Source organism: Streptomyces sp. NBC_01463 (genome assembly GCA_036227345.1).
Lineage (GTDB): Bacteria > Actinomycetota > Actinomycetes > Streptomycetales > Streptomycetaceae > Streptomyces.
Genome location: CP109468.1, coordinates 4,216,967 through 4,232,925, shown reverse-complemented (window position 1 = coordinate 4,232,925; position 15,959 = coordinate 4,216,967). Strand labels below are relative to the sequence as shown.

Below are 15,959 nucleotides of genomic sequence, written 5' to 3'. Positions count from 1 at the left end.
GTGCCTTTCGTTGTGACGAAAGGCACAGGGCTTGCCCGGACCCTTGCTGAGCTGCGCGTTGCCCACCCCGGCAGTTGCCCCGCCCCCTCACCCCAGCGGCTCCGGCGGTGGCTGGGGTGCTCCGGGGAGTCGGATGGCGGCCTCCGTGCCGCCGCCGGGGCCGGGCAGCAGGGCGATCTCGCCGCCGGCCTGCTGGACCGTGCGCGCGACGATCGACAGGCCGAGGCCCGAGCCCGGCAGCTGGCGGGCGGAGGGGGAACGCCAGAAGCGTTCGAAGACGTGCGGGAGTTCGTCGGCGGGGATGCCGGGGCCCTGGTCGCGGACCGTCAGCTCGCCGCGGTGCAGGACGACGTCGATCGTGCCGCGCGGCGGGCTGAACTTCACCGCGTTGTCCAGGACGTTGACGACCGCCCGCTCCAGCGCGGCCGGCTCGGCCCTTACGTACCAGGGGGCCAGGTCGGCCGTGATCGTCAGCTCGGGACCGCGCAGGCGGGCGCGTTCGAGGGCGGTGCGGGTGATGTCGTGCAGGGGCACCACCTGGAGCGGCCCGGGCTGGGCGGCGTCCGGGCGGGCGAGCTCCTGGAGGTCACCGATGAGCGAGGCCAGCTCGGTCATCTGGGCCTTGACCGAGGACATCAAGGCCTTGCGGTCGTCGGGCGGGATCGCCCGGCCCGTCTCGTCACTGCGGGCGAGCAGTTCCACGTTGGTGCGGAGTGAGGTGAGGGGGGTGCGCAGCTCGTGGCCGGCGTCCGCGATCAGCTGGGCCTGGCGGTCGCGCGAGGTGGCCAGGGAGGCCGTCATCGAGTTGAAGGACCGGGAGAGGCGGGCGATCTCGTCCTCGCCCTCGACCGGGATGCGGACGGTGAGGTCCTCGGTGTGTGCCACGTGCTCCACGGCCTCGGCGAGTTCGTCGACGGGCCGCAGGCCGGAGCGGGCGACCCAGAGACCGGCGGCGCCCGCGCCGACGACGCCGATGCCGGAGACGAGGAGGAGGACCCAGGCGAGGGTGGAGAGGGATTTGTCGATCTCGCTCACCGGGCGGGCGACGGAGACGCCGAGATCGATTTCGGCGCGCGGCTGACCCGGCCCGCGGGACACCGTCACGGTCACCGGATAGGTGAAGACCCGCATCTTCACCCCATCGGCATCGGCCTCGGAGTGAAGCGCCCCGCTCCGCTCGTGACTGACGACCGCGAGGTCGTCCGCGGTCACCGGGAGCGCGGACGAGTCCGGGGAGGTGCAGGCCGTCCCCTGGGCGTCGATGAGCTGGACGGTGAAGCCCGTGTAGGGCCGGGTCGGCTGCTTGCTGATGCCGGTGCAGTGCTGGTAGAGGTCGATCAGGTATTCGTTGTCGACCTTGGTGGAGCGCAGCGTCGTGTCCCGCTGCTGCTCCAGCTGTGCCTTCGTCACGAACCAGCACGCCGCCGCGACCGCCGCCACCGCGACCGCCACCGCCGTCGCGACCAGCAGCGCCAGGCGGGACCGGAGCGGCAGGGTGCGGAAGCGGTGCAGGGGCCCCGTCACCCCTCGCCCCCGCCCGCCCGCAGCGCGTACCCGACGCCCCGCACCGTGTGGACCAGGCGCGGTTCGCCGCCCGCCTCGGTCTTGCGGCGGAGGTACATCACGTACACGTCCAGCGAGTTGGAGCTCGGCTCGAAGTCGAAGCCCCAGACGGCCTTGAGGATCTGCTCGCGGGTCAGCACCTGGCGGGGGTGCGCGAGGAACATCTCCAGCAGGGTGAACTCGGTGCGGGTCAGCTCCACGCGGCGGGTGCCCCGGCTGACCTCGCGGGTGGCGAGGTCCATCCGGAGGTCCGCGAAGGCCAGCACGTTGTTGTCGGGGAGGTCGGCACCCGACGCCGTCGCGTACGAGCTGCGGCGCAGCAGGGCGCGGATGCGGGCGAAGAGCTCGTCCAGCTCGAAGGGCTTGACCAGGTAGTCGTCGGCGCCCGCGTCGAGTCCGGTGACGCGGTCGCCGACGGTGTCGCGGGCGGTGAGCATCAGGATGGGTGTGGTGGTGCCCGTGGCCCGGATGCGGCGGGCTGCGGTCAGCCCGTCCATCCGGGGCATCTGGATGTCGAGGACGATGAGGTCGGGTGCGTACGACTCCGCCTTGGTGAGGGCGTCGAGACCGTCGACGGCGACCTCGGTGCCGTATCCCTCGAACGCGAGACTGCGTTGCAGGGCCTCGCGCACGGCGGGCTCGTCGTCGACGATCAGGATGCGCTGCGGATCGTCTTCGGCGGGGCTCATCGCTGCTTCGTCCTCTTCTCGGTCCGTACGGGGCGGGGCGCCGCCCGCCAGTTTCTCAGCCTCGCACGGCCCGGGTGCGGCGGCGCGGATCAGGAGCCGTCGCCGGCCCGCAGGGTGTCGAGGTCGGCCTTGAGGGTGTTCACCGGGATGGCGAAGCCGAGGCCGACGCTGCCCGCGCTGGAGCCGGTGGAACCGCTGCTCGAACTCGCCGAGTACATGGCCGAGTTGATGCCGATGATCTCGCCGTCCATGTTGATCAGGGCGCCGCCGGAGTTGCCCGGGTTGAGCGAGGCGTCGGTCTGGATGGCCTTGTACGTGGTGGTGGAGTCGCCGGTCTCGCCGTTGAACTGCTGTCCGCCGAACTCGAACGGCCACTGCTGCCCGCCGCCCTGCCCCTGCCCCTGACCCTGGCCGCTGCCGCTGCCGCTGCCGCTGCCGCTGTCGCCGTCCTTGGCGACCGTGACATCACGGTCGAGCGCGGACACGATGCCGCTGGTGACCGTGCCGGTGAGGCCCTCCGGGGAACCGATCGCCACGACCTGGTCGCCGACGGCGACCTTGGAGGAGTCGCCGAGCGTGGCCGTCTTCAGCCCGCTCGCGCCCTGCAGCTTGATCAGCGCGAGGTCCTTGTCGGCGTCGGTGCCGACGATGTCCGCGGTGTACGTCCTGCCGGTGCTCAGCGTGACCTTGACGGAGGTGGCGCCCGCGACGACGTGGTTGTTGGTGACGATCTCGCCGTCGGACGTGATGACCACACCGGAGCCGGTGGACTCGCCCGCGTTCGAGGTCGCGCCGATCTCGACGATCGTCGGTGAGAGTGCCGAGGCCACGCCGGAGACGGTGCCCTTGCTGCTCTGCGCGACGGTCGTGCCGGGGACGACGCCGCTGCCGTTGCTGGTGGTGCCGTTGTCGGTGAGCTGTCCGATCACGGTGGCGGTGCCGCCGCCGACGATCGCCGCCGCGATGGCCACGGCCGCGAGGAGCGCGACCGGGCGGCGGACCCGGCGCCGGGAGGGCGCGGGCTCGGGCGCCGGCTGCGGCAGCCCGTGGAGGCCGTCACCGCCGTGGCCCGCACCGCCGTCGTACGCGTCGGCCGCGCCGGGACCGGGCCACACGGTGGTTCCGGGGCCCGTGCTGACCGGCTGCGCGGGCTGGTATGACGGCGGCGGCGGGTAGGCCGCGTCGCCGTTGCCGTACGAGGGGTACATCGGGTACTCGCCGCTCGGGCGCTGGCTCTCTGTCATGTCTACGAGAGTGTCCAGCGAACATGAGAGGACCCTGAGTACGTCCTGAGAAGCCCGGCAGAACCTCGTATGCCCGATATAAAGGCCAGCCCTCAGGACAGCACCCGTGCCGCCGGCGGTTCTCCGCAGCCGCACGAGCGCCGGACCACCAGGGCCGACGGGAACTGCTTCAGCCGCTCACGCCGTGAGCCCGACACCCGCAGCGAGTCGTCGAGCACCAGGTCCACGGCCGCCCGCGCCATCGCCGGGCGGTCGGAGAAGACCGTCGTCAGCGGCGGATCGGTCAGACCGGCTTCCTTCACGTCGTCGAAGCCCGCCACCGCCAGCTCGCCCGGCACGTCGATCCGGAGCTCGCGCGCGGCCCGCAGCACCCCGATGGCCTGGTCGTCCGTCGAACAGAAGATCGCCGGGGGACGGTCCGGGCCCGCGAGGAGCTCCAGCGCCACCCGGTAGGCGTCGTAGCGGTTGTACGGGGCCTGGAAGAGCCGGCCCTCCGTGGAGCGGCCCGACTCGTGCATCGCCCGGCGCCAGCCCTCGACGTGGTCGGCGACCGGGTCGCCGACCGCCGGGGTCGACTCCATGCCGCCGAGGCACGCGACGTACTCGTTGCCGTGTTCCAGCAGATGGCGGGTGGCGAGCTGGGCGCCGCCGACGTCGTCCGTGACGACCGCGACGTCGTCGATCGCCTCGGGCCGCTCGTGCAGCAGCACGACCCGGGCGTCCCACGCCTCTATCTCGGCAGCCGCGCGCTCGCTGGGACCCTGGCTGACCAGGATCAGCCCGGAGACCCGCATGCCGAGGAAGGCCCGCAGGTAGTGGACCTCGCGCTCGTCGCGGTAGTCCGAGTTGCCGACGAGCACCATTTTCCCGCGCTCGGCGGCGGCCTGTTCGACCGCGTGCGCCATCTCCGCGAAGAACGGCTGCCGCGCGTCGGGCACGATCATGCCTATGAGGTCGGTCCGCCGCGAGGCCATCGCCTGGGCGACCCGGTCGGGCCGGTAGCCCAGCTCCTTGATCGCGGCGAGTACCCGCTCGCGCGTGGCCGGGGCGACCGGCCGGGGTCCGTTGTTGATGACGTAACTGACCACTGCGGTCGACGTCCCCGCCAGTCTCGCCACATCGTCCCGCGTCACCTTGGCCACGCGCGGCAGTCTACGCGGATGGACCTACCTCTTGGCAGGCTGGACCGGGGCTTCTTCCGTGACCTCCGCTACCTCGGGCTGCTCCGAACGGGTGACGGTTTCGGTGGCCGCCTTCGCGGCGGCCGCCTTGGCCTCCTCGGCGGCGGCCCGCTCCACCTTCTCCGGCGCGACGAAGCGGTAGCCCACGTTGCGGACGGTGCCGATGAGCGACTCGTGCTCGGGGCCGAGCTTGGCGCGCAGCCGCCGTACGTGGACGTCGACCGTCCGCGTACCGCCGAAGTAGTCGTAGCCCCAGACCTCCTGGAGCAGCTGGGCACGGGTGAAGACCCGGCCCGGGTGCTGCGCCAGGTACTTGAGCAGTTCGAATTCCTTGAAGGTCAGGTCCAGGACCCGGCCCTTCAGCTTGGCGCTGTACGTCGCCTCGTCCACCGAGAGATCACCGTTGCGGATCTCCATCGGGGAGTCGTCGGAGGTGATCTGCTGCCGGCCGGTGGCCAGCCGCAGCCGCGCCTCGACCTCGGCGGGGCCCGCCGTGTCCAGCAGCACGTCGTCGATGCCCCAGTCCGCGGTGACGGCCGCGAGGCCGCCCTCCGTGACGACGAGGATCAGCGGACAGCCGGGTCCGGTGGACCGCAGCAGCTGACAGAGCGAGCGGACCTGGGGAAGGTCGCGGCGTCCGTCGATGAGGATCACGTCGGCACCAGGGGTGTCGACCAGAGCGGGTCCTTCGGCGGGGGCGACCCGCACGCTGTGCAGCAGGAGGCCGAGGGCGGGAAGCACCTCCGTCGACGGTTGGAGGGCATTCGTCAGGAGCAGCAGTGAACTCATCGCCGCCCACCTGCCTGGGTCGTCGGTCGATGATCGTGCACGGTTGGCTCGCCCATTACGTCGGTCCTCCTCGTTCCCTGCGAGAGGGGCACTCCCGGGTGGGACCCGGGGGAGTATTCGGCACTGCTTCGTACGCTTTTTCGTGCGGGGCCGTACGACATTTCGTCATACGGTTTTTACCGGTGCGGCCCGCGCCCAGGACCGCTGAGCTTGTCGAAACGTCGTCGTAACAACGCGCGGAAAGCACAAAAGGACCCGGGGGCTGCTTTGCCCGGATCCTCTTCCCAGCAGAATAGCCCACATGAGTTCTGTGTCCGAGGGGCGATTTCGCACTTCTTCTGTTCCCTTGATCACGCGCGGTGCGCTGCGGACCACGTTGCCGACCGATGACGGGGTCCTGATCGAGGCGGTGTACGAACCGTGTACGGCGGATGCCGGCGCGGGCGGGGAGGCCGGTGACGCGGGTACGGCGATCGTCGTCGCGCACGGATTCACCGGTTCGGCCGACCGCCCCGCGGTGCGGCGCGCCGCGGAGGTGTTCTCCCAGCGTGCGGCGGTGGTCACGTTCTCCTTCCGGGGGCACGGGCGCTCCGGCGGCCGGTCCACGGTGGGCGACCGCGAGGTGCTGGATCTGGCGGCCGCGGTGGCCTGGGCGCGGTCGCTCGGACACCGGCGCATCGTTACGGCCGGGTTCTCGATGGGCGGCTCCGTGGTGCTTCGGCACGGGGCGCTGTATACGGCCCCCGGCGCGGAGGGGGAGGCGGAGGGGCGCACGGAAGCGCACGGGGAGGCGCACGCCGACGCGGTGGTGTCCGTGAGCTCCCCCGCGCGCTGGTACTACCGGGGGACGGCCCCGATGCGGCGGCTGCACTGGATGGTCACCCGGCCCACCGGCCGCGTCGTCGGCCGGTACGGCTTCCGGACCCGGATCGACCGGAACGACTGGGACCCGGTGCCGCTCTCCCCGGCCGAGGCCGCCGGGCTGATCGCCCCCGCCCCGCTGCTGATCGTCCACGGCGACCAGGACCCGTACTTCCCGCTCGACCATCCGCGGATGCTGGCCGACGCGGCGGGCGGGGCGGCCGGCCTGTGGCTGGAGCACGGCATGGGCCACGCGGAGAACGCGGCCGACGAGACCTTGCTCACCCGCATCGCCGACTGGGCGATGGACCCGGTGACGCCGTGAACCATGATGGACAGCCGACGCGTGAGCTGACGCGAGACGAGAGGAGCGCCGCCATGCCCGCGGGAACGATCCGCTACTGGGCCGCCGCCAAGGCCGCGGCCGGAACCGCGGAGGAGCCGTACACCGCCGCGACGCTCAAGGAGGCGCTCGACGCGGTGCGCGCGCAGCACCCCGGTGAGCTGAGCCGGGTACTCCAAAGGTGTTCGTTCCTCATCGACGGTGACCCCGTCGGGACCCGGAGCCATGAGACCGTACGCCTTGCCGAGGGCGGCACGGTCGAGGTGCTCCCGCCGTTCGCAGGAGGGTGAACCGCAGAACATGAGCAGCAGCGATCAGCAGCAGCCGTACCCGCAGCAGCCGCCGCCGCCGTATCCGTACGGACAGGAGCCGCAGCAGCAGCCGCAGCAGCCGCAGTACCCGTACGCAGAGCCGTCGCCCTACGGCGGTCAGGGGTATCCGGAGCAGGGGTACCCGGATCCCTCGTACGGGCAGCAGGCGCCCTACGCGGGCGATGCGGCGCCGTACGGCGTCCCGTACGACCCACAGGGCGCTTACGACCCGCAGGGCGCGTACGACCCGCAGCAGGCCCCACAAGCCCCACAGGCGCCCCAGGCCCCACAGGTCCAGCAAGCGCCCCAGGCGCAGGCCGGCGGTGGCTGGCCGGCCGGTGAGCAGGGCGTCACCCAGACGTGGGAGGGGCAGACCTGGGACACCCAGTACCAGCCGACGATCCAGCCCGCACCGGCCGCCTCCCAGCTGCCGCCGCAGGGCGCCGCAGGCTCGTACCCGCTGCCTCCCGAGGCACAGGACGTCCCGGCGGCCGGTCCCGCACCGGTGGCCGGGCCGCAGGCCGCCGCGCAGGGCGAGGACGGCTACAGCGCGCCGACCACCCTGGGCAACAGCCGCATCACCGACGCCCAGCGCGCCCGTGCCGAGGGCCGCTCGCCGATCATCGCCCCCGGCATGCAGCCGGCCGCGATCACCGCGGGGCTCGGGCTGCTGCTCGCGCTCGGGGCGGCCGTCGGGCCGTACGCCCTGGTCGTTCCGCTGGTGCTGCTCCAGGCGGTGACCGCGGCCGGGTGGTTCCGGCTCAACGGCATGTGGCCGGCCCGGCAGGGCATCGCGCTCGCCTTCGCCGGCGGACTCGTCGCCGATGTGGCGCTGCTGGCCGCGGGCCGGGAGAACGGGCCGGCCGCGATGCTCGGCACGCTCGGCGTCTGGGTGCTGCTCACCGTCGTGCTCCAGCTGCGCAGCCGGGCGGGCGCCGACGAGCGGATGCAGGGGCTGATGGCCACGGTCGCGTCGGCCGCCCTCGCGGTCCTCGCCGCCGGTCACCTCGCGGCCGTTCCGGACGCGGTGACGGTCGGCGGCGTGGCCGTCGCGCTCGCCGTGCTCGTCCGGGCGCTCCCGCTGCCCGGACCGGCCTCGGTCGTGGCGGCGCTGGTCGTCGCCGCGGGCGCCGGCGCGGTGGCGGGCGCCGTCACGGACCTGGGCGGCAAGGGCGCACTGCTCGGCCTCGCGGCCGGCGGCTGCGCGCTGATCGGGCTGCGGGTGGCGAGCTATGACTACCCGTCACGCTTCGTGCACATGACCGCCGGAGTCGCGCTGCCGCTCACCTCGGCCGCCCCGGCCGTCTACCTGATCGGACGCATGCTCTCGTAGGCCCTTTCCGCGAACGATCCGCGATCCGTTTCGCGGCGCAGGCATGAGAAGCCCTCCACGGGGAACCGGTGGGGGGCTTCCGTACGTCGATCACCCCGGGCGTGACGTGCGGCCGCAGTAGGCTCACGGGCGCCGGGCGTCCGGACGGACGCGGGGTGGGGGAGGACAGGCATGCGAGCGCTGCGAATACTGCTGGTCGTCGTGGTGGTTCTGGCCGGTGTGTTCATCGCCGTGGACCGTGCGGCGGTGTATTTCGCCGAGTCGGAGGCGGCGGACCGGGTCGTGGTCCAGGGGGCGAGGATCGGTTCCACCGACGTCTCCATCAAGGGCTTTCCGTTCCTGACCCAGGTGGCCGGATCGGAGCTCGACGAGGTCGACGTGAAGGTCACCGGCATCGAGACGAGCGCCGGCGGCCGCACGCTCCGGATCAGCCGGATGAACGCGGAGCTGCGCCAGGTCCGGCTGACCGACGGCTTCTCCGGCGCCACCGCGGCCCGTGCCAGCGGCACGGCCGTCATCTCGTACGCGGACCTGACCGAGGCGGCCGACAAGGACGTCGTCGTCGAGTACGGCGGCAACGGCAAGGTGAAGGTGACCGGTGCGGTCAACATCCTCGGCCGCACGATCACGCGCAGCGTCCTGTCCACCGTCACCCTGGTCGACGGCCACACCGTGCGGGTGCACGCGGACAAGGTCCCGGGTGAGGGAATCCCCGGCCTGGAGGGTCTGATCCGCGAGAAGACCGACTTCGAGCGCGGGGTCGGCGGACTGCCGAACGGTCTGAAGCTGCAGAAGATCCAGCCCACCGCCGACGGCCTGGAGATCTCCGTGACGGGCACGGACGTCCGTCTCGCCGGATAACACCTCCCGCGGCCGGGTAGAGGCCCTGGGTGGCCCGACCGCCCCTTGGCGCCGTGACAGCGGTTGAGCGCCTTGAGGGCCGCCGCGCCACATGCTGAGACGCCGGAGTCCGTTCCGTAGATGCCCGACGGGCCCCACGCCCCGGGCAGGCGCTCCGGACCCTCCGTGTTCCGACTCTCGTCTCGCATTCCGGACGATCGTGTCTCAATATGCGACACAACGGTGACATGTCCGCCCGTACGTCCCTACGATCGGTCCCATGCAGTGCTCTATTAGCGGTCTCCGACAGCGGGGACAGGCGGATCTCACGAAGCGGCGGGCAGTGGACCTGTGCCGCGTCGCCGCCATGCTCTGTCGCACTGTCTGAGCGGGATCTGTCGATTTCGACCTCCCGCATTCCCGGCCCCTCGACCGCTCGTCGGGGCCATCCCGCGTGACGACGGTGCACGCGCCGAGCCCGCGCCGCGCACATCCGGACCGCGCACCATCACGCACCAACTCGCATCATCTCGCCGCAGACTGCCCCGGAGGAGAACAGAATGAGCCGCAGTGACGTCCTGGTAGACGCCGACTGGGTCGAGGCCCACATCGACGACCCGAAGGTTGCCATCGTCGAGGTCGACGAGGACACCTCGGCGTACGAGAAGAACCACATCAAGAACGCGATCCGGATCGACTGGACCAAGGACCTCCAGGACCCGGTCCGCCGCGACTTCATCGACCAGGCCGGCTTCGAGGAGCTGCTGTCCGGCAAGGGCATCGGCAACGACACCACGGTCGTCCTGTACGGCGGCAACAACAACTGGTTCGCGTCCTACGCGTTCTGGTACTTCAAGCTCTACGGTCACCAGGACGTCCGCCTGCTCGACGGCGGCCGCAAGAAGTGGGAGCTCGACTCCCGCGACCTGGTCGACGGCGACCAGATCCCGTCCCGCCCGGCCACCCAGTACAAGGCCCAGCCGCAGGACGAGTCGATCCGCGCCTACCGCGACGACGTCGTGAAGGCCATCGGCACCCAGAACCTGGTCGACGTGCGGTCGCCCGACGAGTTCAGCGGCAAGCTGCTCGCCCCGGCCCACCTCCCGCAGGAGCAGTCGCAGCGCCCCGGCCACGTGCCGAGCGCCCGCAACATCCCGTGGTCGAAGAACGCCAACGACGACGGCACCTTCAAGTCGGACGACGAGCTCAAGGCCCTCTACGAGGACGAGCAGGTCGACCTGGCGAAGGACACCATCGCCTACTGCCGCATCGGTGAGCGCTCCGCGCTCACCTGGTTCGTGCTGCACCAGCTGCTCGGCCAGGAGAACGTCAAGAACTACGACGGGTCGTGGACCGAGTACGGCTCCCTCGTGGGCGTGCCGATCGAGCTCGGCGCCAACAAGTAACCCGTACGACCTGGACCAGCACGACCCCCGACCAGAAGGACAGAACGCCATGTGTGGAGCAAAGGCCGGCGGCCCCGACGCTTCGACGATCAAGCCCGGTGAGACCACCATCCAGGGCAGCGTGACCCGCGACGGCGAGCCCGTCACCGGCTACGTGCGCCTGCTGGACTCGACCGGCGAGTTCACCGCCGAGGTCCCGACCTCGGCGACCGGACAGTTCCGCTTCTACGCGGCCGAGGGCACCTGGACGCTGCGCGCCCTGGTTCCGGGCGGCAGCGCCGACCGTACGGTCGTGGCGCAGACGGGCGGCCTCTCCGAGGTGGCCATCGCCGTCTAGTGCCTCTTCCGCACATGCGGCAGCGGTAGTCGCGGCTCTGCCGACGACCGGCCGAAGGGCCGTACCCCAGGGGGTTGGACGCCTTCCTGAAACCGGGGTACGGCCCTTCGTGCCGTCCGGGCGCAAGCCGGCGCGGTCCAGGACCGGCCGGGTGGGCGAATCGGGCCTACGCTGGATTCATGTACCGCCGACGCCGGCGCGCCTACTTCCTGATGATGGGCGGATGTCTCGTCCTCTTCGTCTCGGCCTGGGCCTTCGTGAGGCTCTGGTCGATGCCAGCCGCCATCGTGATGTGCGTGGTCGCGATGGTGATCCCGCCCGTCGCGGCGATGGTCGCGAACCGGAAGGGCCCGGAGGACCGCTGGTGGGACGACCCCGCCCCGGGGTCCCGGCCCCGGCCCGCGGGCCCGCCCCGCTCCGGCAGGGGCGGCCCCCCGCCGAAGGGTCCCACCGGCGATCCGGAGTCGGACGCGTGGTGGGACGAGCTCGACGGCAAGAAGCGCCGCCAGTGAGCGACCGGCCCCGTCAGTAGACGAGGGCCTGGACGCCGTCGGCCATGACCTCGCTGACGAAGACCTGGGCGCCGGCGATCCGTACGCCCTCCAGGACGTCCTGCTCGGTGATGTCGCGGCGGGCCGCGCACTGGGTGCAGAGGGTGATCAGGCCGCCCGCCTGGATCGACTCGATCAGATCCGGCAGCGGGGCCGCGTGCGGGAGTTCGAACTCGGCGGCACGCCCCGGCAGGGCGAACCAGGCGGACTCCCCGGTCAGCCAGAGCGAGACCTCCACGCCGCTGGCGACGGCGACCGCCGCGACGGTGAACGCCTGCGAACAGCGCTCTGCGGAGTCGGCACCTGCGGTCACCTTGATCACGAGCTTCTTCGGCATATGCCGAACTGTAATCCTCGGCCGTGCAACCTCGTTGGCGCCTTGGGGGTCAGGTGGGTGCGCGGATAACGGAATCCGCGCCTCAGGTCTCGTGGGGGGACCCCTTTTGAATCCGAAAGACACCATTCCTGACGGACCGGCCGAGCCGTCCGACCAGGTGGGAGCGGTGGACCCGGCAGTACCGGAAGCATCTGCTCCGCAAGCGGCGGGCGTCGTACAGCCGGCCGCACCGGCAGCCGCACCGGCAGCCGCACCGGCAGTCGCACCCGCACCCGCACCGGCAGTCGCACCCGCAGCGGTGACGCCGCTTCCCGAGGCTCCGGCCGAGGAGCCGTCCGGTCCGCGGCCCGTCGCGGCGAAGCGGCGCCCGCGCGGCCGCACCACCCTGATCATCGCCGCCGCCGTGGTGCTCGGCATCGCGGCCGGCACCGCCGTCGGCTACGGCGTGCAGGCCCGGCGCGAACCGACCCCGCTGACCGCGCTCTCGCAGCCAGGCCTCGCCTACCCGGCCAAGGCACTGCCCGCCGGCCAGGCGCCGGCCCCGCTCCCCGCGTCGCAGGACCGCCGGGTCCGTACGGACGGTGATCTGCGCAAGCTGATCGCTCCCCGGCCCGCGGGCTGGGAGGACGACAAGGAACTGGACATGTTCGCGCCGGACGGGTGGATGGGGGTGGAGGACTACGCACTCGACTTCGAGGACGAGGACTTCATGTACACCAACCTCCTGGAGTCGGACATCCGCCGGGTCGCGGCCAAGGCCTGGAAGAAGGGCCGGTACCGCACGGCCGCGGTCTGGCTGGTGCAGTTCCGCTCGGGCGCCGCGGCGGCCGAGCACGCGGAGGGCCAGCGCGCGTACATGCCCGACTCCGACCACGGCGCGGGCAACGAGGGCTCCGCGCTCAAGGGCAGCGGCACGGGCCGCTACTACGTCTTTCCGGCCGAACGGAAAGCCGGCTACATGCCGCTGCACCACGCCAGAGCGGTCTTCCACCGGGGCGACGTGATGGTCGACATCAACATCTACGACACCGAGTCGATCAGCAAGAAGGACATCCGGACGCTGGCCGAGCGACAGCTGGAGCGCCTGTGAACGACGACGTGACCCCGCCGGCCCCTGCCGGGCCCGCGCCCGGAACCGCTCCGGAGCCCGCCCGTAAGGGCCGGGCCCGCCGGGTCGTCCTGGCGACCGTCCCCGTCGTGCTGGTGCTCGCCGCCGTCGCCGGCGCGGCCGCGTACACGAAGGTCACGGTCGACGGAGCCGACCGTACGGTCAGCACGGCCCTCTGGCGGAAGCCCGCGCACGGACCGGGCAAGGACCCGGCCGGCGACGTCGCCCGGGGCCGGGCCTCCACCGAGCTGAGCAGGCTGCTGCTGCCCGTTCCCTCCGGCTTCCGGCTCGGTCCGGACTCCGGGACGTACGGGAACGACACCGAGCTCAGCGGCCGCGCGGCGACCGCCCAGATGAAGGACGCCAGCCGCGGTCTGTCGGGCAAGCAGCGCCGGGAGTTCGAGAAGCGGATCGACAAGCTGCATGTGCAGGGCCTCGCGATCCGTACGTACGCCTCGGACGCCAACGACCTGACCGTCGACACCCAACTGGTGCGGATGAAGGACAAGAAGGCCGTCCGGGACCTCTACACGTTCAAGTCGGAGCTCTTCGACAGCATCGGCGTCTTCCGGGACGGCCCGGCGATCAGCGGTCACAAGAAGAACGCCACGTGCTTCCTGGACCCGAAGAGCAGCAAGCAGACGATCGAGGGGATGTTCTGCACGGCCTACGACGGCGAGCTGGTGCTCACCTTCAACGCGTCCGGGACCAAGCCCTTCGACAAGTCGGCCGTCGCCGAACTGGTGAAGGACCAGCTCGACCACATCACGTCCCCGGGGGAGTACGTATGACCGAGCAGACGGCCGCGCCGGCCGCCACCGACACCGCACCGGTCACCGAGCCCGCACCCGCGCAGCTCCCGCCCATGCCGCTGCTGCCGCCCCTGCCCCCGCCGCCCGCCGCACCCCGGCCGCCGCGGCGGGTCCTGCGGGCCGTGGCCCGGTGGACCGCCGCCGTCCTGGTGCTCGGCGGAGTCGGCGCCGGCACGGCGTACGGCATCACCTCGATGGAGCGCACCGAGGTGCCGGGGCTGGCCACCGAGGGTGACGGACGCTGGGAGTACCCCCGGCTGAGCCTGCCCGCCCTCCCGGCGGGCGCGCCGCGCCCCTTCCACGAGGGCAACACGGCCGAGGTCCACCACGCCGACCTGCGCAAGCTGCTGCTCCCGGCCCCGGCCGGAGCAACGGCGGACAAGAAGCTGACGGGCGGCTGGGTCTCCACGCAGCAGTTCGTCTCCGAGTACGACAAGGAAGCCCGCGCCGGCCTGGGCGTCACCCTGCGGGACGCGGCCCTGCGGCATATCGCTGCCCGCGGCTGGACCATGCCGGACGGCACGTCGAGCCGGATCTACCTGCTCCAGTTCAACTCGACGGCCGACGCGGACGCGTACCGCGACGAGCGCTCCATCGGGTCCTCGGCCGGCGATCCGCTGGCCGGTGCGGCCGAGATGGCCCTCGACGAGTCGTGGGCGGGCGGGGGAAGAGTGGTGAACACGTCGTCGTACGTGTTCAGCGAGCAGAAGCCCTTCGGGGCCGCGCAGGCCCGGCAGGGTTATCTGGTCGCCGGCGACACCGTCGCCCTGGTCGTCCAGTCCCGGAAGGGGGGCGGGGGGACGCCGCGCGTCCCCTTCCACCAGACCCTGATCCTTCAGAACCAGCTGCTGGGCTGAGCCGCCCCGCGGCAAACCCCGAACCGACGGGCCGGGCCCCCACCCATTAGGCTGGGGCCCGGCCCTGTACTGCCGCCATACCGCTCGTTCAAGGAGCTCCCGTGCTTGAGGCATTCTTCTCCGCCCTGCTGGTCCTGGTCTGCCTCGGCGTTCTCGCCTTCGCCGGCGTGACCGTGAAGAAGCTGTACCAGGGTCAGCGCTAACCCCTTCCTCCCGTTCCCGGCGTCCCCGCCTCCCGCCTCACAGATCGACTGAGCCGCTCATGATCGAGATCCCGTCCGACCTTCACCCGGACCTCGTCCCGCTGGCCTTCCTCCTGGGCAACTGGGCGGGCGCGGGCGTGTCCGACTTCCCCGGCGCCGAGAAGTGCAACTTCGGCCAGGAGGTCTCCTTCAGCCACGACGGCCGGGACTTCCTGGAGTACGTCTCGCACACCTGGGTCCTCGACGCCGAGGGGAACAAGGTCAGCGCGCTGGAGTCCGAGTCCGGCTACTGGCGCATCGACAAGGACCGCAAGGTCGAGGTCGTCATGGCCCGCGACCAGGGCGTCATCGAGATCTGGTACGGCGAGCTGGCCGACCAGAAGCCGCAGATCGACCTGGTCACCGACGCGGTGGCCCGGACCGCGGCCTCCGGCCCGTACAGCGGTGGCAAGCGGCTCTACGGCTATGTGAAGAGCGACCTCATGTGGGTCGGCGAGAAGGCCACCCCCGAGGTCGAGCTGCGGCCGTACATGTCGGCGCACCTGAAGAAGGTCGTCACCCCGGAAGAGGTCGAGGCGATGGCGAAGAGCCTCGGTGACGACCTGCCGGACGACGGCATCGCGTTCTTCAAGTAGCCGGCGCGGCCCGTTCCGCCCGCCCGCGCGGCCGTTCCTGCGGACAGCCCGGGCCGGGCGGTCACCCGGACCTACACTGGAGCCTGTGGTGAGCACCGACTGGAAGACCGATCTTCGGCAGCGCGGCTACCGGCTGACGCCGCAGCGGCAGCTTGTCCTGGAAGCCGTCGACACGCTGGAACACGCGACGCCCGACGACATCCTGTCGGAGGTGCGGCGGACCGCGTCCGGCGTGAACATCTCCACCGTGTACCGGACCCTGGAGCTCCTGGAGGAGCTGGATCTGGTCAGCCACGCCCATCTGGGCCACGGCGCCCCGACGTACCACCTGGCCGACCGCCATCACCACATCCATCTGGTCTGCCGGGACTGCACGAACGTCATCGAGGCCGATGTCGACGTCGTCGCCGAGTTCACCGAGAAGCTTCGGGGCACGTTCGGTTTCGAGACGGACATGAAGCACTTCGCGATCTTCGGCCGCTGTGCGGACTGCACGGCGAAGGCGGCCGCGGCCGCCCAGGAGGCGACACCCGGTACCGCGCCCTAGATCGAGTCGTAC

The 15,959-nt window shown here is 71.6% G+C and carries 18 protein-coding genes; 12 read left to right on the top strand and 6 right to left on the bottom strand.

Annotated features, from left to right (window positions below; translation table 11 throughout):
- Window positions 1-87: 87 nt before the first annotated feature.
- The 5 genes from OG521_18690 to OG521_18670 form a co-directional block, all read right to left on the bottom strand.
- A complete protein-coding gene (locus OG521_18690; GenBank protein WUW22715.1) occupies window positions 88-1,524 on the bottom strand; it encodes a HAMP domain-containing histidine kinase in 1,437 nt (478 codons plus the stop codon).
- Window positions 1,521-2,252 (bottom strand): response regulator transcription factor, encoded by a 732-nt coding sequence (locus OG521_18685; GenBank protein ID WUW22714.1) that lies wholly within the window; start codon window positions 2,250-2,252, stop codon window positions 1,521-1,523. Before OG521_18685 ends, OG521_18690 begins: the two co-directional genes overlap by 4 nt.
- Window positions 2,253-2,341: 89 nt before the next feature.
- Window positions 2,342-3,496, bottom strand: coding sequence for a trypsin-like peptidase domain-containing protein (locus OG521_18680; protein WUW22713.1), 1,155 nt, complete (start codon window positions 3,494-3,496; stop codon window positions 2,342-2,344).
- Between the two features lie 92 nt (window positions 3,497-3,588).
- The gene (locus OG521_18675; GenBank protein WUW22712.1) at window positions 3,589-4,638 is read right to left on the bottom strand and encodes a LacI family transcriptional regulator; all 1,050 of its coding nucleotides are present in this window, start codon (window positions 4,636-4,638) and stop codon (window positions 3,589-3,591) included.
- A gap of 24 nt (window positions 4,639-4,662) precedes the next feature.
- Window positions 4,663-5,466, bottom strand: coding sequence for a response regulator transcription factor (locus tag OG521_18670; protein ID WUW22711.1), 804 nt, complete (start codon window positions 5,464-5,466; stop codon window positions 4,663-4,665).
- A 301-nt stretch (window positions 5,467-5,767) separates the two neighbouring features.
- Here OG521_18670 and OG521_18665 point away from each other — a divergent pair, with 301 nt between their 5' ends.
- From OG521_18665 to OG521_18635, 7 genes are all read left to right on the top strand, one after another.
- The gene (locus OG521_18665) at window positions 5,768-6,652 is read left to right on the top strand and encodes an alpha/beta hydrolase (protein WUW22710.1); all 885 of its coding nucleotides are present in this window, start codon (window positions 5,768-5,770) and stop codon (window positions 6,650-6,652) included.
- Between the two features lie 53 nt (window positions 6,653-6,705).
- Window positions 6,706-6,960 carry a MoaD/ThiS family protein gene (locus tag OG521_18660; GenBank protein ID WUW22709.1) on the top strand — a complete coding sequence of 85 codons (255 nt, stop codon included), beginning with the start codon at window positions 6,706-6,708 and terminating at the stop codon, window positions 6,958-6,960.
- 10 nt (window positions 6,961-6,970) lie between these two features.
- Window positions 6,971-8,314: a hypothetical protein gene (locus tag OG521_18655; protein ID WUW22708.1), complete on the top strand. Its 1,344-nt coding sequence runs from the start codon at window positions 6,971-6,973 to the stop codon at window positions 8,312-8,314.
- 171 nt (window positions 8,315-8,485) lie between these two features.
- Entirely contained in the window at window positions 8,486-9,175 is a 690-nt protein-coding gene (locus OG521_18650; GenBank protein ID WUW22707.1) for a DUF2993 domain-containing protein, read from the top strand.
- A gap of 539 nt (window positions 9,176-9,714) precedes the next feature.
- Window positions 9,715-10,560, top strand: a complete 846-nt coding sequence (locus tag OG521_18645; GenBank protein ID WUW22706.1) for a sulfurtransferase — start codon at window positions 9,715-9,717, stop codon at window positions 10,558-10,560.
- A 49-nt stretch (window positions 10,561-10,609) separates the two neighbouring features.
- Window positions 10,610-10,897, top strand: coding sequence for a DUF1416 domain-containing protein (locus OG521_18640; protein WUW22705.1), 288 nt, complete (start codon window positions 10,610-10,612; stop codon window positions 10,895-10,897).
- A 179-nt stretch (window positions 10,898-11,076) separates the two neighbouring features.
- Window positions 11,077-11,409 (top strand): DUF3099 domain-containing protein, encoded by a 333-nt coding sequence (locus tag OG521_18635; protein WUW22704.1) that lies wholly within the window; start codon window positions 11,077-11,079, stop codon window positions 11,407-11,409.
- Between the two features lie 13 nt (window positions 11,410-11,422).
- Here the strand turns inward: OG521_18635 and OG521_18630 are convergent, their stop codons facing one another.
- On the bottom strand, window positions 11,423-11,785 hold the full coding sequence (locus tag OG521_18630; protein WUW22703.1) for a DsrE family protein: 363 nt from the start codon (window positions 11,783-11,785) through the stop codon (window positions 11,423-11,425).
- Between the two features lie 298 nt (window positions 11,786-12,083).
- Here OG521_18630 and OG521_18625 point away from each other — a divergent pair, with 298 nt between their 5' ends.
- The 5 genes from OG521_18625 (at window position 12,084) to OG521_18605 (ending at window position 15,947) form a co-directional block, all read left to right on the top strand.
- Window positions 12,084-12,875: a hypothetical protein gene (locus tag OG521_18625; GenBank protein WUW22702.1), complete on the top strand. Its 792-nt coding sequence runs from the start codon at window positions 12,084-12,086 to the stop codon at window positions 12,873-12,875.
- Window positions 12,872-13,684 carry a hypothetical protein gene (locus tag OG521_18620; protein WUW22701.1) on the top strand — a complete coding sequence of 271 codons (813 nt, stop codon included), beginning with the start codon at window positions 12,872-12,874 and terminating at the stop codon, window positions 13,682-13,684. Before OG521_18625 ends, OG521_18620 begins: the two co-directional genes overlap by 4 nt.
- Window positions 13,681-14,562 (top strand): hypothetical protein, encoded by an 882-nt coding sequence (locus OG521_18615; GenBank protein ID WUW22700.1) that lies wholly within the window; start codon window positions 13,681-13,683, stop codon window positions 14,560-14,562. The genes OG521_18620 and OG521_18615 overlap by 4 nt, the downstream gene beginning before the upstream one ends.
- A gap of 262 nt (window positions 14,563-14,824) precedes the next feature.
- Window positions 14,825-15,400: an FABP family protein gene (locus OG521_18610; GenBank protein WUW22699.1), complete on the top strand. Its 576-nt coding sequence runs from the start codon at window positions 14,825-14,827 to the stop codon at window positions 15,398-15,400.
- An 85-nt stretch (window positions 15,401-15,485) separates the two neighbouring features.
- The gene (locus OG521_18605; GenBank protein WUW22698.1) at window positions 15,486-15,947 is read left to right on the top strand and encodes a transcriptional repressor; all 462 of its coding nucleotides are present in this window, start codon (window positions 15,486-15,488) and stop codon (window positions 15,945-15,947) included.
- The last annotated feature ends 12 nt before the right edge of the window (window positions 15,948-15,959 follow it).

What these genes read in the sequence shown, in the direction of transcription:
- OG521_18685 (WUW22714.1), bottom strand. Translation starts at nt 2,252, where the DNA reads ATGAGCCCCGCCGAAGACGATCCGCAGCGCATCCTGATCGTCGACGAC.
- OG521_18680 (WUW22713.1), bottom strand. Translation starts at nt 3,496, where the DNA reads ATGACAGAGAGCCAGCGCCCGAGCGGCGAGTACCCGATGTACCCCTCG.
- OG521_18670 (WUW22711.1), bottom strand. Translation starts at nt 5,466, where the DNA reads ATGAGTTCACTGCTGCTCCTGACGAATGCCCTCCAACCGTCGACGGAG.
- OG521_18665 (WUW22710.1), top strand. Translation starts at nt 5,768, where the DNA reads ATGAGTTCTGTGTCCGAGGGGCGATTTCGCACTTCTTCTGTTCCCTTG.
- OG521_18660 (WUW22709.1), top strand. Translation starts at nt 6,706, where the DNA reads ATGCCCGCGGGAACGATCCGCTACTGGGCCGCCGCCAAGGCCGCGGCC.
- OG521_18655 (WUW22708.1), top strand. Translation starts at nt 6,971, where the DNA reads ATGAGCAGCAGCGATCAGCAGCAGCCGTACCCGCAGCAGCCGCCGCCG.
- OG521_18650 (WUW22707.1), top strand. Translation starts at nt 8,486, where the DNA reads ATGCGAGCGCTGCGAATACTGCTGGTCGTCGTGGTGGTTCTGGCCGGT.
- OG521_18645 (WUW22706.1), top strand. Translation starts at nt 9,715, where the DNA reads ATGAGCCGCAGTGACGTCCTGGTAGACGCCGACTGGGTCGAGGCCCAC.
- OG521_18640 (WUW22705.1), top strand. Translation starts at nt 10,610, where the DNA reads ATGTGTGGAGCAAAGGCCGGCGGCCCCGACGCTTCGACGATCAAGCCC.
- OG521_18635 (WUW22704.1), top strand. Translation starts at nt 11,077, where the DNA reads ATGTACCGCCGACGCCGGCGCGCCTACTTCCTGATGATGGGCGGATGT.
- OG521_18630 (WUW22703.1), bottom strand. Translation starts at nt 11,785, where the DNA reads ATGCCGAAGAAGCTCGTGATCAAGGTGACCGCAGGTGCCGACTCCGCA.
- OG521_18615 (WUW22700.1), top strand. Translation starts at nt 13,681, where the DNA reads ATGACCGAGCAGACGGCCGCGCCGGCCGCCACCGACACCGCACCGGTC.
- OG521_18610 (WUW22699.1), top strand. Translation starts at nt 14,825, where the DNA reads ATGATCGAGATCCCGTCCGACCTTCACCCGGACCTCGTCCCGCTGGCC.